General features: G+C 58.1%; 21 protein-coding genes. 4 read left to right on the top strand and 17 right to left on the bottom strand.

What is annotated here, in order from left to right; translation table 11 throughout:
- Nucleotides 1–16: 16 nt before the first annotated feature.
- The 17 genes from JJQ76_RS00835 to nifH form a co-directional block, all read right to left on the bottom strand.
- Nucleotides 17–2,977, bottom strand: a complete 2,961-nt coding sequence (locus JJQ76_RS00835) for a chemotaxis protein CheB (RefSeq protein ID WP_210394692.1) — start codon at nucleotides 2,975–2,977, stop codon at nucleotides 17–19.
- Between the two features lie 36 nt (nucleotides 2,978–3,013).
- Entirely contained in the window at nucleotides 3,014–4,402 is a 1,389-nt protein-coding gene (locus tag JJQ76_RS00840) for a sensor histidine kinase (RefSeq protein ID WP_210394693.1), read from the bottom strand.
- A gap of 201 nt (nucleotides 4,403–4,603) precedes the next feature.
- Nucleotides 4,604–4,906 carry a ferredoxin III, nif-specific gene (gene fdxB, locus JJQ76_RS00845; RefSeq protein ID WP_210394694.1) on the bottom strand — a complete coding sequence of 101 codons (303 nt, stop codon included), beginning with the start codon at nucleotides 4,904–4,906 and terminating at the stop codon, nucleotides 4,604–4,606.
- Between the two features lie 27 nt (nucleotides 4,907–4,933).
- A complete protein-coding gene (locus JJQ76_RS00850) occupies nucleotides 4,934–5,404 on the bottom strand; it encodes a NifX-associated nitrogen fixation protein (protein ID WP_210394695.1) in 471 nt (156 codons plus the stop codon).
- A gap of 31 nt (nucleotides 5,405–5,435) precedes the next feature.
- Nucleotides 5,436–5,903, bottom strand: a complete 468-nt coding sequence (locus JJQ76_RS00855; RefSeq protein WP_210394696.1) for a NifB/NifX family molybdenum-iron cluster-binding protein — start codon at nucleotides 5,901–5,903, stop codon at nucleotides 5,436–5,438.
- Nucleotides 5,900–7,282 (bottom strand): nitrogenase iron-molybdenum cofactor biosynthesis protein NifN, encoded by a 1,383-nt coding sequence (gene nifN / locus JJQ76_RS00860; protein ID WP_210394697.1) that lies wholly within the window; start codon nucleotides 7,280–7,282, stop codon nucleotides 5,900–5,902. The genes JJQ76_RS00855 and nifN overlap by 4 nt, the downstream gene beginning before the upstream one ends.
- Before the next feature lie 10 nt (nucleotides 7,283–7,292).
- Nucleotides 7,293–7,463 carry a hypothetical protein gene (locus JJQ76_RS00865; protein ID WP_210394698.1) on the bottom strand — a complete coding sequence of 57 codons (171 nt, stop codon included), beginning with the start codon at nucleotides 7,461–7,463 and terminating at the stop codon, nucleotides 7,293–7,295.
- A complete protein-coding gene (gene nifE, locus JJQ76_RS00870; protein WP_210394699.1) occupies nucleotides 7,460–8,860 on the bottom strand; it encodes a nitrogenase iron-molybdenum cofactor biosynthesis protein NifE in 1,401 nt (466 codons plus the stop codon). Before nifE ends, JJQ76_RS00865 begins: the two co-directional genes overlap by 4 nt.
- A 158-nt stretch (nucleotides 8,861–9,018) precedes the next feature.
- Nucleotides 9,019–10,002: a TIGR00341 family protein gene (locus JJQ76_RS00875; RefSeq protein ID WP_210394700.1), complete on the bottom strand. Its 984-nt coding sequence runs from the start codon at nucleotides 10,000–10,002 to the stop codon at nucleotides 9,019–9,021.
- Between the two features lie 203 nt (nucleotides 10,003–10,205).
- Complete coding sequence (locus tag JJQ76_RS00880; RefSeq protein WP_210394701.1) at nucleotides 10,206–11,024, bottom strand: PEP-CTERM sorting domain-containing protein; 819 nt, start codon at nucleotides 11,022–11,024, stop codon at nucleotides 10,206–10,208.
- A gap of 351 nt (nucleotides 11,025–11,375) precedes the next feature.
- On the bottom strand, nucleotides 11,376–12,728 hold the full coding sequence (locus JJQ76_RS00885) for a nitrogenase component 1 (RefSeq protein WP_210394702.1): 1,353 nt from the start codon (nucleotides 12,726–12,728) through the stop codon (nucleotides 11,376–11,378).
- 2 nt (nucleotides 12,729–12,730) lie between these two features.
- Nucleotides 12,731–13,144 (bottom strand): NifB/NifX family molybdenum-iron cluster-binding protein, encoded by a 414-nt coding sequence (locus JJQ76_RS00890; protein WP_210394703.1) that lies wholly within the window; start codon nucleotides 13,142–13,144, stop codon nucleotides 12,731–12,733.
- Between the two features lie 111 nt (nucleotides 13,145–13,255).
- A complete protein-coding gene (locus JJQ76_RS00895) occupies nucleotides 13,256–13,450 on the bottom strand; it encodes a 4Fe-4S binding protein (protein ID WP_210394704.1) in 195 nt (64 codons plus the stop codon).
- Between the two features lie 53 nt (nucleotides 13,451–13,503).
- Entirely contained in the window at nucleotides 13,504–13,713 is a 210-nt protein-coding gene (gene nifT, locus JJQ76_RS00900) for a putative nitrogen fixation protein NifT (RefSeq protein WP_210394705.1), read from the bottom strand.
- 82 nt (nucleotides 13,714–13,795) lie between these two features.
- Nucleotides 13,796–15,367, bottom strand: a complete 1,572-nt coding sequence (gene nifK, locus JJQ76_RS00905; RefSeq protein ID WP_210394706.1) for a nitrogenase molybdenum-iron protein subunit beta — start codon at nucleotides 15,365–15,367, stop codon at nucleotides 13,796–13,798.
- Between the two features lie 119 nt (nucleotides 15,368–15,486).
- Complete coding sequence (gene nifD, locus JJQ76_RS00910; protein ID WP_210394707.1) at nucleotides 15,487–16,926, bottom strand: nitrogenase molybdenum-iron protein alpha chain; 1,440 nt, start codon at nucleotides 16,924–16,926, stop codon at nucleotides 15,487–15,489.
- Between the two features lie 98 nt (nucleotides 16,927–17,024).
- Nucleotides 17,025–17,915 carry a nitrogenase iron protein gene (gene nifH / locus JJQ76_RS00915; RefSeq protein ID WP_210394708.1) on the bottom strand — a complete coding sequence of 297 codons (891 nt, stop codon included), beginning with the start codon at nucleotides 17,913–17,915 and terminating at the stop codon, nucleotides 17,025–17,027.
- A 269-nt stretch (nucleotides 17,916–18,184) separates the two neighbouring features.
- Here nifH and JJQ76_RS00920 point away from each other — a divergent pair, with 269 nt between their 5' ends.
- The 4 genes from JJQ76_RS00920 to JJQ76_RS00935 all read left to right on the top strand — a co-directional run bounded on the left by JJQ76_RS00920 (nucleotide 18,185) and on the right by JJQ76_RS00935 (nucleotide 21,394).
- The gene (locus JJQ76_RS00920; RefSeq protein ID WP_210394709.1) at nucleotides 18,185–19,027 is read left to right on the top strand and encodes an NAD(+)--dinitrogen-reductase ADP-D-ribosyltransferase; all 843 of its coding nucleotides are present in this window, start codon (nucleotides 18,185–18,187) and stop codon (nucleotides 19,025–19,027) included.
- 13 nt (nucleotides 19,028–19,040) lie between these two features.
- Complete coding sequence (locus JJQ76_RS00925) at nucleotides 19,041–19,454, top strand: hypothetical protein (RefSeq protein WP_210394711.1); 414 nt, start codon at nucleotides 19,041–19,043, stop codon at nucleotides 19,452–19,454.
- A gap of 77 nt (nucleotides 19,455–19,531) precedes the next feature.
- Nucleotides 19,532–20,155, top strand: a complete 624-nt coding sequence (locus JJQ76_RS00930; protein ID WP_210394713.1) for a cation efflux transmembrane domain-containing protein — start codon at nucleotides 19,532–19,534, stop codon at nucleotides 20,153–20,155.
- 120 nt (nucleotides 20,156–20,275) lie between these two features.
- Nucleotides 20,276–21,394 carry an ABC transporter substrate-binding protein gene (locus tag JJQ76_RS00935; protein ID WP_210394715.1) on the top strand — a complete coding sequence of 373 codons (1,119 nt, stop codon included), beginning with the start codon at nucleotides 20,276–20,278 and terminating at the stop codon, nucleotides 21,392–21,394.
- Nucleotides 21,395–21,396 lie beyond the last annotated feature (2 nt).

Consider the following 21,396-nt stretch of genomic DNA (forward strand, 5'->3'; position numbering starts at 1 on the left):
GCCGCGCTGGCAGACCTCAGGTGTCTATTGGACCCGGTTTTGTAGCCGTCTGGCGGAGAATGGCGGTAAACAGCCGGTGCTCCTGAAATACGCCTTCGGTCACCTCCAACCAGATGTCACGCAGGCTGCCATCTTTGTGCTGGGCGGACAGCCGGCGCCCCTGACCGATGATTCTCGCCTCTCCGCTTTCGCGGTAGTGCTGCAGGTAACCATCGTGGCGGTCGCGGTCCGGTTGGGGCATCAGGTCACGCACGTTTCGGCCGACTAGCTCTTCGGGGCAGTAACCCAATAAGGTTTCAGTGGCCTGATTGGCGAACTGGATGGTGCCGATCTCGTCGGCGGTAATTGCGGCGTCCTTGAGACTGTTAAGAATACTTTTGTGAAAGTTCTGGACGTCGTCCAGTTGTTGCGCGGTATTCAGCTGTTTCTGCTGCAGCTCTTTCAGTTCGGTAATGTCGGTAAACGACAGTACCACCCCGGATACGGCGCCTCGGGAGAGGTGATAAGGGTAGACGCGCACAAGAAAAATCCGGCCGTCGTAACGGGCCTCCGTGTAGCGATCCTGATTATTTGATACCACCTCGTCGATCAGTCTGTTGAGGTCGATATCGAGGTTGTGGGTCAGATCTCTGAACGGGCGACCGATATCTTTTGTCTGCAAGGCGACCAGATCTGCCGCGTCGGTGGTGAAGCGCCGGATATCCAGATTCTCGTCGAGAAATATGGTGCTGATTCTGGAGATCCTCAGCAGGTTATCCATATCATTGTGGGCTTCGGTCAGCTCGGTGATTTTGCTTTCGTACTCGGCGTTGACGGTAAACAGCTCCTCGTTGACCGATTGCAGCTCTTCGTTGGTGCTTTGCAGCTCTTCGTTGCTGGCCAGCAGCTCTTCGTTACTGGCCTGAAGCTCTTCGTTACTGGTTTCCAGCTCCTCGACCGTTGCCTGCAGGTTTTCGCGGGTCAGCTGCAGCTCCTGTTCAAGGTCGTTGATCCGTTCCTTGGCCTCGTGATCGGCATCGTACTCCAGGGCTTCGGTGGCGCCGAGGCGCTCCTCCTGAACAGGGTCGATCAGGATGGCAACCAGCGGCTCCTGTCCGCGTTTCTGAGCCAACGGCACGAACAGGATGTTTATCTGCCGGTGCTTGCCGCTGGCAACCTCAAAGCGGATGTTGCTGAAGCGGACCTCTTTGCCGGATTTGAAGCATTTTTGCAGCCCGGTGTTGAAGGGAATCGACAAAGAGGGGTCTGCCAGCTTGGTCAACTGATTGGTCAGGCGTCCCTGCGGCAACTTGATATAGTCGGACGATTCGCCCACCAGGTGGATCAGTTCCTTCTCTTCGTTGACCACCATCAGCAGGTGAATCCGGCCGGGCGCCAGTGACTCCAGTAACCGCTGTAACATCCGTTCGTCGTCCCGGACCACCGAGCGGTTGCTGTAATTGAGCGGCGCTGAGCTGGGCTGGCTGCTGGACCCGGCTACGAACATCTGCGAATGGCGGGACAGACGACCGGGTTGCACCGCTCGGCCCTTGCTGCGGAACACTTTCCACTTGGCTGAGATCGCTTCAAACAGCGATGCGGCATCGCCCAGGCTTTCGCTGGGGCCGAGAAACAGTACGCCGCGCTCCTGCAGTGCGTAATTAAACAGTTCGATGATGGTTCGCTGCAGTACCGGCTCAAGGTAGATCAGCAGATTTCGGCAGCTGATCAGATCAACGTTGGTAAACGGCGGATCCTTGAAGATGTTGTGGCGGGCGAACACCACCGCCTCGCGGACATAACGGCTGATCTGGTAGCCGCCCTCGATCTGCATAAAATACTTTTCCAGCAGATGCAGTGGCACGTCGGCCGCGATGCTCTCGGAAAATCGGCCCTGGCCGGCCTGGTGAATCGCTTCCTGATCGATGTCGGTAGCGAATATCTTCAGGCGCAACCGGTGTTGTTGCTGCTCCATGATGTCAAAGCAGAGAATCGCCAGCGAGTATGCTTCCTCGCCGGAGGAGCAGCCGGCGGACCAGAGCCTTAATTCGCTGCCAGGTGACTTTTCCAGAATCAGCTCCTGCAGGTGCGAGGTCAGCTCTTCATAACCCATCGGATCGCGAAAGAAACTGGTGACGCCGATCAGCAGCTCACGATAGAGCTTGCCGATCTCCTGGCGGTTGGTTTCCAGCAAGTGAATGTATTCGCTCAGCCGGTGCAACTGGTTAAAGGCCATCCGCCGTTCGAGCCGCCGGACCACTGTTGAGGATTTGTAGTGGGAAAAATCGACCTTACTGTAATCGCGCAACAGCGAGAAAATCCGCTCCAGGCCGCTGCCTTGCTTAAGCTTGGCGTCAAGCGCCACCGAGCGGGCTCCGTAGGGGTGCTGCGAGTAGGAGAGCAGCTGTTCCGGCATCTCGTCCGGTGCCAGGTCGTAATCCGCCAGGCCTGTGGCTAAGGCGTTGCGCGGCATACCGTCAAAGGCTGCGGTTTCCGGAGATTGTACGATCACCATACCGAGGGCTTCCTTGATCGACCGTATACCCCGACAGCCGTCGCTACCGGTTCCAGAGAGGATGATTCCGATCGCTTTATCGCTCTGGTCAGTGGCCAATGAACTCATGAAAAGGTCAATCGGCAGATTAAGGTCCCCGCGGCTGCGGTCCTGTTCGGTAACGATCAGCTGGCCATGGTAGATCTGCAGGTTCTTTTTGGGCGGAATCAGGTAAACGTGGTTGGCTTCGACTTTATCGCCATCCTCGGCGACATGAACGGGCATGCTGGTGAACTTGCCCAGCAGCTCCTTCATGAGGCTTTTGTGGTCCGGCGACAGGTGCTGAATCACGATGAAGGCGAGGCCGCTATCACCGATCATGTTGCGAAAGAACGACTGGATGGCGTCAAGACCGCCGGCCGAAGCACCGATCGCAACATAGTGGGTGGGAGTGGTGAGGCCCTGCTCCGGCTTGGCCGGCGTGTTAGCTGATGATTCAGACATCCAGTGTTCCTGTTGCGCCGGCTTTAAAGGCCGAGCCTAGCTGTATGGGTCGCCCATTATAAAGAGCTTGCCGCTTCTCTGGAGTGGAACAGTCAGAGTGAAGCGAGTCATCAGCCCCGGGCTGCTGTCCAGTCGAACGCTACCGCCCAGCTTCTGTTCGGTGATCGTCTTGACGATGTAAAGGCCTAATCCCGAGTGGCTCTGGTCGGGATTGCCGGAATAGTAGCGCTCGAACGCACGCTGCTGCTGCTCGGCGGAAAAGCCGCAACCGTCATCTTCGTAAATCAGTTGCAGCCTTTGATTATCGAGCGCCGCGGTCAGACGGATGGTACCGCCGCTACCGTTAAAGCCGTGGGTGAGGCTGTTGCCGATCAGATTAAACAGCAGCTGGTCGAGGTAGCCCGGCGAGCCTTCGAGCGGGAGTTCCTGGTCGCAGGTGATAGATAACTGCACCTGTTGTTGGGCCAGTTGGGTTTTAAATGTGCGGCAGACATCCTCCAGCAGCTGTTGCAGGGTGAATCTGCGTGGGCGCTCGCTGGTCTGGTCGATAGAGGTGCGCTTGAAGCTGTAAGCCATGTCCGACACTTTGCGCTGGGCGTTCAGCGTCGCTGCTATATCCTCGCGGATCAGTGCCAGTTTTTGGTCGATAGCAGGCGATTGCCTATCCTCGCGCGCCAGCAGGTCCTGTAGCGATATCAGCTCTTGCTGCAGTGTGCCCAGAGAGAGAATGCCACCGCTCATAACCGAACAGACATCGTGGGTGAACTGATCGACCAACTGGCCGATGGTGGCCATCTTTTTGTTTTCGAACATGGCGGTTTCGGCGCGCCGGGCAATCTCGTTTTCGAGTTGGCGCTGCTTGCTCATATCCACGATTGAGAGCAATAGCTGCTGTTCGTGGTCGAGTTTCGGATAACCTGATGAGCTACTGAAGCGGCAGGCGTTCATTCGAACCGGGATTGGGCTGCCGTCTGCTGATTGCAAAGCGATATCCAGATGTTTGCCTTCCGGTTGCTTGAAAAGAGCACGAAATCTGGCCCGAAAAACATCGCGCTCGTCAGGGTGCAGCAGCTCGACAAAAAACTGAACCGCGGGGTGTCCGCCGGTCCATTGCAACAGTCGGCGCAGGGTGTCGTTGACTTCGTTGACCTCGCCGCGCTGATTGATCAATGCATAGCCGATGGGGGTTTGGTTGAATAGCTGAACGTAATGGTTGCGCGACGCCATCAGCTCTTGCTGAGCTCGCTGCAACTCGTCGTTCTGCATCATGAGCTCAATCTGATGTACCTGCAGTTCATGCAGCAGATCGGTCTGTTCATGCGGAGGCGAAAACTCCAGATGCCACTCTTCAATCCGGTTCTCCGCCTTGCGTCGAAGCAGACTCAAGTCGACAGGTTTTTTATTGTTATTGTCGGATTCAGGCATTCTCTTACTTCTGATGAATTGTTGCCTATAACAGCTGCTTATAGCCTTCTGCTGCTGTTCGTCTCGGTGCTATCTTGGTTTGGGTTGGTGACGATTGTCAATAGTTGAGCAGCTCAGCTCTTTGCGTCATGCTCATTGCGTTCACTGAATGGCGACAACAGGCCCGCGACGGGAGGCTGGCGCGGGCCTGCTTGGGGCACGTCAGGCTGCTTTGGGGCTGTGGCCAATGCAGTTTTTGGAGCAGACCTTGGCGCAGGCCTCGCAGCCGATGCAGTCGCCGGCGTTGGCGACTTCCATCACCATGCGCTGCTCATCATCGTCGAAATCATCGTAGTCGTCATCGTAGTCGTCATCATTGGCTTCGTACTCGGTCAGATTGAGCACGTCGCGCGAGCACACCTTGTAGCAGCGGCCGCAGCCGATGCATTTTGCCTGGTCGATTTCGGTAATGAACTGGGGTTCCCAGGCACTGCCGTCCTGGGTTTGTCCTGCATAGTTAGCCACGGTGTTACTCCTCTGAGATCATCATGATTAAATGGCGGCGACTGCGGGATAAGTGCTAACCATGGCTTGTGCCTGGGCCAGTATCCGGTCGCTTTCGGTTTTCAGTTTTTCGAGACTTTTGAAGCCGAACAGGTGCGCGTCCCGCAGCACTTTGTCCATCACCACCAGCTTGCCAACGGTGATCAGTACCCGGCCGAAACCCTCGTGACTGATGCTGATCAGCGTGGTGGCCATATGGCCGCATTCACGTTCTATCAATACCGCCAGAGCGTTGTAATAAGCGCGAATGTTGGAGAGGGTGATATCGTCCGGGTCGGCGGTCAGCGGCATCTCGCGCTTGCGTTCTTTGGTCATGATCAACGGGTCAAGTACGCGGGCGTCGTGCCAACCCTCGTAACTACCGTAGGTGTCCAGGGCGCGCAGTTGGCGCAGGATTTCGATCACGAACTCGCTCTGCAGCAGTGGGTCGTTTTCGTCGATGATCAGTTGGTCATACATGGGTAGATCCTCGTCTAAGGGGCCGGGGGCATTACTCTGCCCAGCCTTCCTCTTCCATGGCGTCAAAGCGATCTGCCTTCGCCTCGGGTTTGATATGTTTTTGCAGCCAGGTGGGTGGGTTGTTTTCCCACATCTCCTGCAGCAGGCCGATCTCGCGGCTGATGGGAGTACCGGGAATCGAACGCAAGGGTTGAATCCCCAGAGTCAGCAGCTGCTTCACCGCGGCGGCACCGATGGCGTTGCTGAACACCGCTTGACAGCCTTCCAGCAGCTCCAGCTTGGTCAGTAGCTTGCTGTGGTTCTTGTCCTGCTCGGTCTCGGTAAACTCGGCCACTTCGATCAGTTCGTAGGTCAGCGGGGTAACGCTGTAGATCATGAAGTTGCAGGCAGAACCGAAGTGTTGGTCCACGCTCTTGCGATCCCGCGTGGCGAACGCCACCCGGATACGGTTGCGTTGCTTGTCGTCCTGAGACAGTTTCAGGTGTCGTTCCAGTTTCATGCCCGCACCTCCCTCGCTGCTTGCTCCTCGTGGTCATGTTTCTGCGACAGATAGGAGTGGTAGACCGGGATATGATGCTGGTCTGCGTGCAGCCGCAGATTGGCGATATCGAACAGGGTCTGGGCGCTGCCGCCATAACCGATCCAGCAGCGCCGATGGGCACCGAAATGGTCGAACTGGGGGAAGCCGGCGCGCAGCAGGGGCACCTCAAGGCGCTCTGCTGCGGCGACCAGGTGGGTGTTGCCGATCAGCAGTTCAGCGCCCCGCTCCGCGGCCAGATTTTCAAGATCAGCCAGATCGCCGACCTTGATCTGGTCACAGGGAAGCTCGGCCAGTCTGCGGGTGGCGACCGGGGTGACGCCTGCCACTACGCGCGCCCCCATCTGACTGAGCCATTCGCATAATCCACCGAGTAGTTCCGGATCCGCAGCCACCGCAACCGGCGCCAATCCCAGCTGGAAATGGGTATCGACCATGGCGTCCTGCAGTTGTGCGCGCTGGCGCTCAATGGTGGCCGGTACCGGTCGGCCGCTGAGTTCGGCCAGGGTGTTCACCAGGCGGTCACAGGCGTTCATGCCCATCAGATGGTCAAAACGATGACTGGGAACGCCGGTACGATCCTGCAGCGCCTTGCCGGCTTTCGCCAGCGAGCGCCCGATCACCAGTGTGGCTGCGCTTTGGCCCAACTGGTCAAAGGCGGAAACCGGCGTGCCGCCCAGCGTCAGCGGGCTGAAGTCGAGATCCACCAGATGCCCGAGCGAGTCGCTGATATCGGGCAGCACGATCGGTGTCAGGCCGAACGACTCCACCCAGGTTTTCAGAAGTTCGATGTCGGCGGGGGTGTGACTGGCGCTGACCAGCAGGTTGAGTTGTTCCGGCTTGCTGCCGGCGCTGTCGCTGCTCTCTACCAGGGTATCGATCATCGCCTCGACCGCCAGTGCGAAGCCGCTTTCAAGGCAGCCTTTGAAGTCCGGCGCGTTGAGCGGCACGATACGGGTCGCAGCGTACTCCGGGTGATCACTCTGGAACTGCTTGATGACTCGGCGAACATCCGTTCCCTGGGTCTCGGTCAGACCGGTGGTGGTGACCAGAATCAGCGCCGGGCTGCTTTTCCCGCATAGGGTTTCCAGCGCTTCGGTCAGGTTTTCGTCGCCGCCCATCACCGTGCTGACCTGATCCATGGCGGTGGTCTGGAGAGGGATCGGTTCACGGAAGTGCTGCACCAGAAAAACCTTGGCGAAGGCGGAACAGCCCTGTGAGCCATGCAGCAGGGGGATCGCTTGACGGATGCCGAGGCAGGCCAGTGTAGCCCCCAGTGGTTGGCTGGCTTTGAGCGGGTTGATCGCCAAAGGCGCGTTACGGGGTGTTATCTCTGTCATGACGGCCTCCTCAGCGTGTCGCGGTTGTATGGTGCGATGCCGATTGTGCATCGCGCTGTTGCAACGCAGCGGCATAGTGGGGTGGCAAACATTGCGCCAGACTCAGTTGGCGCAGACGTTTGCGTTCACTGCCACGACGGAGGAAGCGGCTGACAGCGTTGAGGTAGTGATGCGAGTTCATAGCGCACCTCCGGCGGTCGACGCAGTGGCGCGCGCCCAGGGGGCGGGCGTACGCACCTGCTGCCAGACCGGGTTGGTGAGGCTGAGGGTAAGTTGGCGCGCAAGCTCCTTCATACCGCTATAGCCGGCGTAGCCGAACTCGCGTTCCTGGTTGATATCGAGAAAGGGTAGCCGGGCCTTGAGGGCGGTATAGAGGTTGCGACCGCCGGCGATCAGCATATCGGCTTTAAGTTCGGCGACTTTGTCCAGCAGCTGACGGGCGTTGCCGCCGTCGAGCATGACGGCGTCCTCACCCATCAGCTCTTTGATCCGAGCTTTGTCCTCTTCGGTAGACTTCTTGGTGCCGGATGCGACTACGTCCATGCCTAGATCCTGCAGCGCCGAGACCACTGACCAGGATTTCACCCCGCCGGTATAGAGCAGCACGCGTTTGCCGCGCAGTTGCTCGCGCCAGGGTTCCAGTTCTACATCCAGACGTGCCTCTTCGCGGGCGATAACCACTTCGGTACGCTGGATCAGGTCCGGGTCGCCGATATGACGGGCAAAGTCACGCAGCGCCTGGGACACGTCACGAACGCCGTAAAAGCTGCCTTCAAACCAGGGCGTGCCAAACTCGGTTTTCAGTTTGCGAGCGACGTTTACCATCGCTTTGGAGCAGACCATCATGTTGACGTCTGCCTGGTGCATGCTCTGCACCTCGTGGAAACGGGCATCACCGGATAGGGTGCAGAGCACGCGCAGGCCCAGTTCGTCCAGCAGCGGCATCACGTTCCACAGCTCGCCGGCGATGTTGTATTCGCCGATCAGGTTGATGTCGTACACCGGAATACCCGCGGGGTGCACCGGCTTGGGGGCCTTGTCCGCAGTGCCGATCACGTACTTCAGCATCGACTCGCCGGCGATCCGGTTACCCAGATTCTTGGAACCATAGAAACCGGCGCCATCTACCGGCACCACCGGTGTTCCCCAGCGCTCGCTGGCAGCGTTGCAGACCGCTTCGATATCGTCGCCGATCATCGCCGGTACGCAGGTGTTGTAGACGAATACTGCGGCCGGATTGTAACTGTCGATCGCTTGCTTGATGGAGTGGAACAGGCGCTTCTCGCCGCGCCCCATGATCACATCCTGTTCGGTCAGATCGGTGGTCATGCCCAGGCGATAGAGAGTCGGGCCGCTGGAGCGAGTGCCGCGGTTATCCCAGGAGTTGCCGGCACAGGCGATGGGGCCGTGGACAATATGAGCGACATCGGCAATCGGCAGCAACGCGATCTGCGCGCCGTCAAAGGCGCAGCCGCCGGCTGAGGCGCCGGGTTTGGGCCGGGCACAGCCTGACTTGGACTTGTCGTTGTGGTCGCAGCCCGGCTCGTCGAGCAGCTCCGCTATCTGTTTCTGTTTCATGATTGCTCCTGTCGCTAGTCACCTGAAAGGTGCAGCAGCAAGAGCTGTGCCATTAAGCAACTAATTGATTTGTATAGGTCTGCTCAGTGGTTTGTGGCAAAGGCAACAGAGCAAATGCAACGATGGATCCGATTGTTACAAGCGGACGCGCCATTGGTTTACGCGGGAATCTGTTGGTAGCCGTAGCTTGCCGCGACCAGTATGGCCAGGGTCACGCACCAGGCGACGATGTAGACCAGCATGCTGCGTTCAGCTGCCCGCTTGTCTTCACCGGCCCGGGGATGGACGCCTTTGAGCAGGAATACCAGCTTACAGGCGAGATTGATACAGACCACGTCGATGGTGAGGAGCAGGAACGCGCCTAATGCCTGTGGCCACTCCTGCTGTCCCAGCATGATGCCCAGGGCGGTAGCCGGCGGCAGCAGCGCCACTGCGACCATCACGCCAACCAGCGCGCTGGATAAGCCGCTAGTCAGCGACAGCGCTGCCGCTGCGCCTGATGCCAGCGCCAAAATGGCGGCAATCAAGCCGGCGTTGGTGCGTGCTTGCAGGGCCGAACTTTGCAGCGGCTCCGGCCAAACAATGGCAATCAGCAGGCCGATCACCACGGAAAACAGTAGTCCCACGGTCAATGCCAGTGCTGACTGTCGGATTAAGGTGCTGCTCCCAAGCGCGGTGCCCAGGCTCAGGGCGAGGTTGGGGCCCAGTAGCGGGGCGATCACCATGCCGCCGATGATGACCGCAACGTTGTCTTCAATCATGCCGATGGCAGCGACCAGGGTTGAGAGAGTGACCAGTACCAGGAAATTGGGGTTGAGATGGGTGTTGCGTTGGACCTGGTCAAACAGCGCTTCGCGGGCGGTGGAGGCGGCATCTTCGCGGGCCCGATCCTGTTCCGGCGCTTCCGGTAACGCCAGTTCCACCGGTAGCACCGTGATCCGTGCGGCCTGTTGCGCGCCGAGAACGTATTGAAGTTCATCCACCAGTTTTTGCAGCCGGTGTTCCGGAATCAAAAACCGCAGCGTACGCATGCCGTCATCATGCTCGACCCCCAGGCGGGTATCGACTGAGTTGGCGCGATCGCCAATCTTCAGCAGCGTAGCGGTGCTGGCGCTGCGGGCGACAACTTCGACATATTTCATCCTGACCTCGGTAACTGACAGCAATAGCCGCGTGTTTACCCACGATAGTATGGCTTAGGTGGGCAATAGTGGTTGGGTGTCGATTGTGGGCGCGTAGCGCGGGGGGATTACGAGATAGGGGGGTAGTGCAAAAAAGAGGGCATTGCGAGAAAGATGGAACGGAGGGAGAAAAACGCGGGCCGACAGACGGCCCGCGCAGCTATTCAGTGCTTGCGAAAGCGGCTCGCAGCCAGCAGGGCCAGTCCGACGAGTGCCAGAGAGGCGGGTTCGGGTACCGGTGCCGGCAGGTTAAGCGAGAATGCGTCGACCGCCAGGCCACCTTCAACGGATATATCGGTGAACCAGCCATAGCGGTTGCCGCCGACGTCCCCGGGAATCGTGTCTGCTGCGCTGGTGCGGGTTTCGGTAAAGAGTAGATCACCCACGGAGGAGTATAGGTTCAGATCGACCGCCAGCAGGCCGCCATCGTTGCGGAACAGGTGCTCGAACAGGTACCAGCCGCTGTTTTCAACCACAAAATGGTTACCTGCTTCCAGATTCTCGATTGGCGCAAAGTTACTGTTGTTGTTTCCGCCTACCAGTAGTTGGCCACTGGAGCTGTCCTGGGTGACGTGGAAAATAAAGTCGCGCTGGTGATTACCATCCGTTCCATTCGATGCCACGGAGTAGTCGAAGCCGCTACCCGCTGCCCAACTGGTGTCCAGGAAAATGGCCACGCTGGCGCTGTAATCACCGGGGAAGCTATCACGATAGCCGTCAAAGCGCGTGTAGGCATACTGGTAGTCGTTGTTGTCATCGTAGCCACCTGTCGCCACGGCGTGAAAACCACCTTCGAAGGAGGTTAACCCGTCGGTGCCGGAGGCGGTTCGGTTGAAATTACCGATCATGCCGGCAGTATCTGTTTCAAACCCCTGGTCAAAGACAGCGACCGCATGCGATGGCGCTGCGGTGATCATGAGTGGGAGCGCGGTGGTACATGCAATCAACGATGCACAGCGCTTTAGTCTGGCTAGGGTATTCATGAATGGTTCCTCTTTTCATGCAAGGGCTAGGGTCCGCTGTTGCGGCATTTTCCTGAAAAAGCAAAAAATAAGCCATTAAATACAAGTTTTTATATTTAAACGAACAATCGTTTAAAATGACATAGCGCAATCTCAAGCCGGGTGTTAAGTGTAAAAAAAACTGACATCTATCCGGTTGCGTACGGTTCGCTGGCGTCACTGCAAACGTGTTTGGTCGGCCGGAAAACAGCGGGATCGGGGAGGTGCGCCAAGGCCGGTAAAACCCGAAAAAAGAGGGCCACTCCCTGGCCCAAAGGTCACGTGCGCAAACAGGTTGGAGAGCACACTGTCGGGGAAGCTGAACGCCGCATTTCAGGGGCTGCGAACGGTCCGCAGAATGGCGTTGAGGATATGGCGGGCACCGGCGTAACCCAGGGTTGCAGGGTGCTCACCCGGCTCCGGTGCCTGTTCGAGCGCTACCCGCCGAAGGGTGGCAGGGAGCCCTTCGGGCGCAAGATCGGCGGCGCTGAGGGCAGGGGGCGCCAGCAGCAGGTCGGCAGGGGTTTCATGTAGCAGCCGGGCAAGGTGTTCGCACAGACTGCCAACCTTAACCACCACGTCGCCTTGATAGCCGCAATCGTTGAGCAGGCCGAGCATCGCCTCGCGCCAGCGCTGGTTGCCGTTCTGACACAGGATCAGCGCGGGACCGGCACCCAGCTCGATCAGATAGCGGCTGATACCCATGACAAAATCCGGTTCGCCAACCACCGCAAAGCGTTGCCGGCAGATCAGCGGCAGTGCGTCATGAATCGCTTCGCACAGACGAAAACGTTCCAGTTGGGTGAGCGCGGGAACCTCCTGTCCGCTCATCCGCGACAGATGGGTAAGCCAGGCATCGGTCCAGGCCAACCCCATCGGTACCGGCAGCGGCGTGACGGCATGGCCCCAGCGTTGGCGTATCAGGTCGCGTGAGCGGGGCAGCTGCCAGGGGCGAACCAGCAGAGTGTCGTCTGCGCCGGCCGCGGCCTGCAGTTGAGCCATGGATGTAGCTCGCTGATTAGCGTACTGCTCCGGTTCCAGTCGGGCGCGAGGGTCCGAGAGCAGTTGCACCCGAATACCGAAAGGGGACAGCAGCTGCTGCATAATGCGGTAGTTGGCAGCGAAATGTTCAAAGCCCAGCACCAGATTCAGGCTTTCTCCGCTGGCGATGGGTTGGTCACCGGAGCGCACCTGCTGAACCAGGGTGGCGAACATCGCGTCCCAACCCTGGCTCTGGTTACCGACAAAGCTCGGGGCTTCAGCCACGATGAGGTTATCCTGGCTTGACCCTTGGTGTTCTCGTTCCAGGCAGGTGTCGATCATGACCCGGACTCCGGCGACCGGGGCCGCGGCCTCAGCTGCCGGACTGGCGGGCTTAAGCAGGTAGCCTTGTTGCTCCAGATAACGATTGAAATGGCGGACGCAGGCGTCACCGCCCACTACCTGGGCAGCACAGTCGGCGAAACCGCTGGCACAGTGCCAGGCTCCCAACGGCTGGCAGGTGCTGGACTGAATCGGACTCAGTTGCCGCGCCCGAGCGGTGCAGCGGGCGGCTTCGCTGGCCAGCTGCGCGAGCGCCAGAGCACGGCTGTCAGCCTGACTCAGCACACAGCGGCTGATGGCCTCGCTGGTGAGCAGTTTGGGGGCATAGCCAGCGGGCGATGCAGGCAGCTCGCAGCCGGGCATGATCAGTCGTTGGCCGCTTCGAGTTTGGTCGCCAGCGGGTTAGCTGCGCCCATCATTTTCGCCATCCAGGGCGGCGGCGTACCTTTGAGTACCTGCTGTAACTTGATCAGGGCTTCGCTGATGGCCGTGCTGTTGGGATCTCGCAGCGGGTGAACCCCGGTTTTAATCACTTTAGCGGCGGCAGGGCCACCGATCGATGCCACGTAGAGCAGGTGGCAGTCGGCCAGTTGCGCGGCGCGATAGTCGTTTTTGTCGATGCCGCCCTCGGTACTGGCCGGGCGCTGTTCCAGCGGCACTACCGTATCAGCGTCGAATTCGTAGATCAGAAACTGCTCGCAACTGCCGAAGTGGCCGTCGATGGTTTTACCGTCGTTACTGGCGATGGCGATGCGAAAACGAAAATCAGAGTCACTCATGGGACCTCCTGACAGCGTCAAAGCTGATGCTGGGTAATGAGAGGGCGGTCGGCCCTGATCGGGAGCCGGCCGCCGCCCGGAACGGGGGAATCGTCCGGGAAAATGCGCCGGTCAGGCCGGCACGATGCAGTTGTCGATCGGGCAGATGGTGACGCACTTGGGCTCGTCAGCTTCGCCTTCACATTCGGTGCAGGTGTCCGCTTTGATCTTGAACGCCACCAGCGACTCAGTAATGGAATCGGTAGGGCACTCCGGAACACAGTCACCGCAAGAGATGCATTCGTCTTCGACAATAGTCAGGGCCATGGGCTTTCTCCTGTTAGTACGAAAAATCGAGAGTAGTGCGAAAGATCCTGAGGTCAGGCGCGCCGAACGCGGACGGTCTTTGGCAGCTTGGGTTTGGTATCCATGGGATCCAGATACCAGGCGCTGCCGTCATCCAGCTCAATCTTGCCGCCCCAGCGGTCTGCCTGGTCGTGTTCCAGGGAAACCACGTTCGCCTCCAGGTCTTTCTTGGCGATGTAGAGCGTTAGCTGACCTTCATTCTCTCTGAGCATCACGCTGGGCATAATCGTTCTCCGTTGCGTAGATTCGCCCGTTAAGGGCGGAAAATCCCCGGCCGGCAGAGCCGGCCGGGGTCGGGAACGCGCCTTAGCGCACCAGGTCGAAGTTGTAGTCGGTGACTGCAATCTCCATGGTTTCGTCATCCAGCTTGGCCAGTACTTCGTTGACCAGCGTGGTGAGGATCTGCATGGCGCCTTCGTACCCGAGGGTGGTCTGACGGTGCATGTGGTGACGATCGAAGATCGGGAATCCAAGACGGATCAACGGTACTTCGAACTCTTTGCCCTTGGCCAGAGTGTCACGCTGCAGGAACTTGCCGTAGCTGTTACCGATAACAAAGTCAGGCTTGTTGGTGAACAGCAGTGAGCGCAAGTGCCACAGGTCCTTACCGATGTGGATTTCGCAATCCTTACCGAACGGAGAGGCATCCAGAACTTTCTGCATCGCTTTGCCCCAGCGCTTGTTGGCGTTGTTGCACAGGATGATGGAGGGCTCCGCGCCCAGTTCCAGCAGGAAGCTGGCCAGACCCATAACAAAGTCCGGATCGCCGTAGAGAGCAAACTTCTTGCCGTGCAGCCAGGTGTGGCTGTCCTGCATCATGTCGACCAGACGACCACGCTCCAGTGCCAGCGAGTCCGGGATATCCTTGCCGGTCAGCTCGCTGACCTTCATCAGGAAATCATCGGTGGCAGCTAGACCCATGGGCATGGCGATCTCGGTGCAGGGCTGATTCCAGGTGCCCTTGACGAACTTCTTGGTCTTGGGCAAGCCCCAGGGCTGAAGCAGCAGGGTATCGATGGCGTTAGGCGCATCTTTGATCTCGTCCTGCGTGGTGCCGCCTTCGTACATGCGGTACTCACCGTCGGCGGGAGTGTCCAGCACTTCGCTGGGATCAGACAGCAGGGTAGCGTCTACACCCATCTCGGCCATCATCCGCTTCATCACGCGGTAGTTGCCCAGATAGGTTTCGAAACCGGGGACCAGGTTGATCTTACCGTTACTGCCTACTTCCTTGTCGTCCATGGAATTGAGGGTAAAGCAGCGTGCAAAGCCCTCAAACATGCCGTCCCAGCCGTTAACGTGGCTACCCACGAAGCTCGGTGTATGGGCATAAGGCGCGGGCATATCCTGAGGGATTGCGCCGTCCTTCTTGGAGTTGCCGATAAAGGCGTTCAGATCGTCACCGATAACCTCGGCCATACAGGTGGTAGAAACCGCAACGATTTCAGGCTTGTACAGCGCGACAGCGTTTTCCAGACCATCTTTCATGTTCTGCTGACCGCCGAATACGGCTGCGTCTTCAGTCATGGAGTCGGAAACCGTCATGATCGGCTCTTTGAAGTGACGATTGAAGTAGGTACGGAAGTACGCAACACAACCTTGAGAACCGTGCACGTAGGGCAGGGTCTTCTCAAAACCCAGGGCGCAGAGAACGGCACCCAGCGGCTGACAGGCTTTGGCCGGATCTACGGTCAGTGCCTTACGGTTGAAGTTAAGCTCTTTGTACTCTTCGGTAGTGGTCCATTCGAAGATCTCGGCCACCTTGGCGGCATCAGTCGGATCTTCTTTTGTGGCCTTTTTGTCGGCCAGCAATTCCTTGTACTCCGGCTGACCGAACAGCGGGTAACAAGGTTTGACGTTATCTGCAGTCTGACTCATTTTAACCTCCCAACCGCGCCACTCTAATGTGAACTAACGGCGGTAAGTGAATCTTTTGACAGGCGAACCTGCCCACAACTTCTGATCTTGGTTAAGCGGCTTTCAGCTCTGGTGAGCGGTTAGGCGCTTTTCTTCCAGGGAGCAGTCATCTCTTTCCAGCACGGATTATTCAGGGTCATATCCATGTCACGGGCGAAGATGGCGAAGCCGTCGTAGCCGTGGTAAGGACCGGAGTAATCCCAGGAGTGCATCTGACGGAAGGGGATACCCATCTTCTGGAAGATGTACTTCTCTTTGATGCCGCCGCCGATCAGATCAGGCTTCATCGCTTTAACAAACTCTTCGAACTCGTAGCCGGTTACGTCATCGTAAAGCAGGGTGGAGTTCTGCAGGTCTTCCATGGTGCGCTCGTAGTCATCGTTGTGACCGAACTCGTAACCGGTACCGATGACTTCCATGCCCAGATCTTGATAGGCACCGATGGTGTGACGGGGGCGCAGGCCGCCGACATACAGCATCACGCGCTTACCTTCCAAGCGGGGACGGTACTTCTCGATGATCGCGTCGGTCTGTGCCTTGTACTTGGCGATAACCTTCTCGGCATTGGCCTGGATGGTTTCGTCAAAGAAAGAGGCGATCTTGCGCAGGCTTTCTTCAGTCTTGGTCGGGCCGAAGAAGTTGAACTCTACCCACGGAATGTCGTACTTCTCTTCCATGTGACGCGCCAGGTAGTTCATGGAGCGGTAGCAGTGCAGCAGGTTCAGCTTAACGTTAACGTTGTTCTTGACTTCGTTCAGGGTGCCGTCACCGGACCACTGAGTGACAACGTTCAGGCCCATCTCTTCCAGCAGGATGCGTGAAGACCAGGCGTCACCACCGATGTTGTAGTCGGCGATCAGAGCGACGTCGTAGGGGCCAACCTCTTTCTTGTTGTCTTCAGACAACACCCAGTCACGGACCGCGTCGTTGGCGATGTGGTGACCCAGAGATTGGGATACGCCGCGGAAACCTTCACAGCGAACCGGAACAACCGGCTTGCCGATTTCTGCTGCCTTGGCCTTGGAAACCGCTTCGATGTCGTCACCGATAAGACCGATGGGACATTCTGACTGAACGGAGATGCCCTTGTTCAGCGGAAACAGGGTTTCGATCTCGTCGATCAGGGTTTCCAGCTTCTTGTCACCGCCGAAAACGATATCTTTTTCCTGGAAATCGGAGGTGAAGTTCATGGTGCCGTAGCTGTCTACACCGGTGGTGCCCACGTAGTAGTTACGACGACCGGCGCGGGAGTACTGGCCACAGCCAACCGGACCGTGAGAGATGTGGATCATGTCCTTGATCGGACCCCAGACCACACCCTTGGAACCTGCATACGCGCAACCACGGTTGGTCAGCACGCCCGGCAGGGCTTTACGGTTGGAGGTGATGCAGCCCTTGGTTTCCTGACCTGGCTCAGCCACGGTCAGGTGCTTGGCACGGTCTGCCTTCGCCTTCTCCGGATAGACCTCAAGCACCTCTTCGATGAGGGCTTTGGTCTCTTCAACATTCAAACTCGTCATGATTGAGTACCTTTATCTAAACCGTTGATCGGTATGCTTGCGCTGCCTGCGAGGGCCGGCGGCTAACCGCCGGCAATCTCGTTGCAGTGCGGGTCTGCTTACGCAGTCGCTTCAGCGGCCAGCTCTTCGGCGGTCTTGCCGACGATGGTCTCGTCTTCAACTTCCATGATGCCGAACTCCATCAGCAGCTCTTCGAGCTCGTCCATGGAGCAGGGCTCAGGAATAACGAACATCTTGTTGTCGATAACCTTCTGAGCCAGGGCGCGGTACTCGTCCGCTTGCTTGGCCTTGGGGTCAAATTCGATCACGGTCATACGACGGATTTCAGCGTGCTGAACCACGTTGTCACGCGGTACGAAGTGAACCATCTGAGTACCGATCTTGGCAGCCAGCGCTTCGATCAGCTCATCTTCACGGTCAGTGTTACGTGAGTTACAGATCAGACCAGCCAGACGAACAGAACCGGAAGAGGCGTACTTCACGATCCCCTTGGCGATGTTGTTGGCGGCGTACATCGCCATCATCTCACCGGAACATACGATGTAGATTTCTTGAGCCTTGTTCTCACGGATCGGCATGGCGAAACCACCACACACAACGTCACCCAGTACGTCGTAGAATACGAAGTCGAGATCTTCGTCGTAGGCGCCTTCCTCTTCGAGGAAGTTGATGGCAGTGATTACACCGCGACCGGCGCAACCAACACCCGGCTCAGGACCACCGGACTCGACGCACTTAACGTCGCCGTAACCGACGGACATTACATCTTCCAGCTCGAGATCTTCGACCGTACCGGCTTCCGCAGCCAGGTGCATGACTGTGGTTTGAGCTTTGGAGTGAAGGATCAGACGGGTGGAGTCCGCTTTGGGGTCACAACCAACGATCATTACTTTTTTACCGGCTTCGGCCAGAGCCGCTACCAGGTTCTGAGTGGTGGTGGATTTACCGATACCACCCTTGCCGTAGATTGCACATTGACGCAATGCCATGGTTACTCTCCTTAAATGCAACGAGGTTTTCAAAACGTTCGTGAGTCATAGGGCAATGCTTGTGCCAAAAACGTAAAATGATTAATAAGAATTTGAAAAATAAGTATTTATCGTGTCTTTATTGGGTGCTTTCTTAGTCCGGATTAGCTGACAGCTATACGACAAAGCGGCGAATACTGTAGGGTTAATGACGACAATTTGTAGGCGGTTGCGACAACCCCAACTTCGCGTCATCCTTACTCCAAACCAGCCCGGACAAGCGTTCACGGATGATGGCATCGACACCTGTAACCCAGCCCCTGCGGCAGCTGCCCAAGGGCACCTACCTACCGATAAACCGCTGCAACCTTCCGGCAACTATTCTTGGGGGGCTGACCTTTCAGCAGCAACCGGTGCCGTTGCAGATCGATGGCGTTGCCCACCTGCACGCCGATCTGTTTCGGCGTCTGGATGAGTTGGACAGCGCTGACGCGCGAGTCCGTCAGTTCGAAGACTATCTGGATGTGCACTTCCGCCTCGACGATCCTTCAGCCGCCGGCTTTAAGCCGGGTGGGCGTGGACGTCCCAAGGCCACCTGGCGACGAACCCTTCGTGGTTGGTTCTTCGACACCGACAGTCGCGAGGCTGCGGTGCTGAAATCCTGGGTTGAGTCACGCTTCGGTCTGTTGCCCCGCTTTCATCAGGCGCCGATTCGCGATTTTAGTGGCGAGGCTTATCTGGCGTACCTAGAAGCCCGGGCCCGTGGCTTGTACAACACCAACTCGCTTGAGGCGCAGCTCGATCTGGTTTACAGCTTTTGTCAGTATCAATTGTCGCAGCAGCAACAATCCCATCTGTTGCTGTACCGGGGGGTTAATCGTCCGGAGCAACTGGAACAGCTGCCCGGGTGCTCACCAGCGGGTGATGCCCTGCCGGCGCTGTTGCTCAACAACCTCAATTCATTTTCGTGCAGCGTCGAACGGGCGTCGGAATTCGGGGATAGGGTGCTGGCAATCAGGGTGCCGTGCGAAAAAGTGTTCTGTTATGACGCGTTGTTTCCCGGGCAGTTGAACGGCGAAGGGGAATATGTCGTTATTGGCGGGCTTTACCAGCCCGAGTGCTGGGTTTACTGAGAGGACCGCCCGGGTGTCAACAGCCAGCTATCAGGGGCTGACCCTGAAACGCTTCGCTCTCGGTTGGTTGCTGCTGTTGCTGGCCGCGTTCAGCAGTGGCACCTTGCGTGAGCTGGGCTACGCCCGTTGGCTCGGCGAGCAACAGGCACAGCAGCTATCGACCCTGCTCACAGCACTACTGTTTGGCGTGCTCATCGCGCAGTTGGGGCGCCGTTGGCGAATCAGCTCAACCACCGAGGCCTGGTTCGCCGGCGGCGGCTGGTTACTGCTCACCCTGCTGTTTGAAACCCTGTTTTTTCATTATGTCACCGGTCACAGCTGGTCAACTCTGGGTGCCAACTACGACCTCTTCGCCGGGCGGCTGTGGCCGCTGCTGCTCGTGTGGGTGCTGGTTGCTCCCCGCTGGTTTTGGCGCCGTTGTCATTGAGGCGTAGATGCGACACCCGTTCCGGACCAAGCTGTGTCATTATGTAAGCAGGTTCTTATGTTTTTGGTCGGTGGGCCATGAGTGCTTGTGAATGTCATAACGACGCGGAGGAGCTGTCGCAACAGCGTGGCCTGTTGTTGACGTTGCTTGGCCTCAATTTCACCATGTTTTTGTTTGAATCCGGCAGCGGTTGGTGGGTTGATTCGGCCGGCTTGCTGGCTGACGGGCTGGATATGCTGGCTGATGCCGCTGTCTACGCGCTGGCGCTGTATGCGGTGGGTCGCGGGGCACGCAGTAAAGCGGGAGCCGCGTTGGCCAGCGGGTTTGCCCAGCTGTGCCTGGCGCTGCTACTGATCTGGCACATCTACCAGCGCTGGCGCTATGGCACTGAGCCGCTCGGGGAATGGATGATCGCTATAGCAGCGTTGGCGTTGGCCGTTAACCTGGTATGCCTTTGGTTGCTGCGCCGCCATCGTCGAGGTGAAGTGCATATGCGCGCCAGTTGGTTGTTTTCGGCCAACGATGTTCTGGTCAATCTTGGCGTCATGGTCGCCGGCGGTATGGTTTCCTGGTCTGCATCGCCCTGGCCTGACCTGCTTATCGGCAGCGTGATTGTGCTGCTGGTGATGCGAACCGGTGCGCGCATTGTTGTCGATGCGCAGCGAGAGTTGCGGGGAGAGACCAAGCGGGGTCTGGCTTGAGCGGGTTCCGGTGCTCGGGCGGGGCGGGTGCGGCTAAAGCTATGAATTATTAACACAGTTTTAATGGGGTTTCTGCTACTCTTCTGGGGTACTAAATAGTCCGTTTAGGGAAATGACTGAATGCGTGTTGTGACCTTGTATCTCCGCCGGTTGCTGGCGTTATTGGCCGCGGTTGCGGTGGTAGGATGCAGCGAAGCCGAGCCCTATAAGCTCGGCTACATTGCCGGGTTGTCGGGCCGGGTGGCCGATCTTGGTATCGCCGGGCGCAATGGTGCCATGCTGGCCATTGAACAGCGTAATGCGGCCGGTGGTGTTGACGGGCGCAAGGTGGTGTTGGAAGTTCGCGATGATGCTCAGCGAGCCGAGACCGCGGTTCAGGGCGCTACCGAGCTGGTGGAAGCGGGGGTTGAAGCAATTATCGGCCCCATGACCAGTGTTATGGCAATGGAACTGGTGCCGGTCATTAACCAGCACGGGGTGGTGATGGTGAGCCCAACGGTAACCACCTCACAGTTGACCGGTATCGATGATAATTTTTTGCGGGTGATCCGGGATACCGACGAGTACGGTCGCCGCAACGCCGAGTATCGCTTCCAGCAATTGGGACATCGGCGCATTGCAGTGGTTTACGATGTGCGCAATGCCTCTTATACCGAGAGCTGGTTGGCCAGCTTTCGCAAGTACTTCGAGCGGCAGGGCGGTGAAGTGATAAAAGAGGTGACTTTCCGCTCCGGTGAAGAGGTGCACTTTTCCGAACTGGCACAACAACTGGTCGACGCCCAGCCGGATTCGGTACAGATTGTCAGCGCGGCCATGGATGCCGCGCTGCTGATTCATCAACTGCGCAAATTAGCCCCCGCGATGCCGATCGCGACCTCCGAGTGGGCGGCGACCGAAAAGTTGCTTGAGCTGGGGGGGACTGCCGTTGAGGGGGTGGTCATGGCGCAGTTTTTTGATCGCAGCAGCTCCACACCGTCCTACCTGCAGTTCAGGCAGGCTTACGAAGAGCGGTTCTCGCAGCCACCGGGGTTTGCAGAAATCGCCGGTTACGACGCGGCGCAGGTCATCATGACGGCGCTGGCAGAAAAACGTGATGGTGAAAGCCTGAAGGAGGCTATTGTCCGCATTGGCGCATTCAAGGGAGCGCAAGGAACGGTGGTGATAGATCGCTACGGTGATGCCCAGCGCGATACCTATATCACTGAAGTCAAGAATGGCCAATTCCGGTTAGTCGAATAAGC

The sequence above is a fragment of the Motiliproteus sediminis genome, assembly GCF_017912535.1.
GTDB lineage: Bacteria > Pseudomonadota > Gammaproteobacteria > Pseudomonadales > Balneatricaceae > Motiliproteus > Motiliproteus sediminis.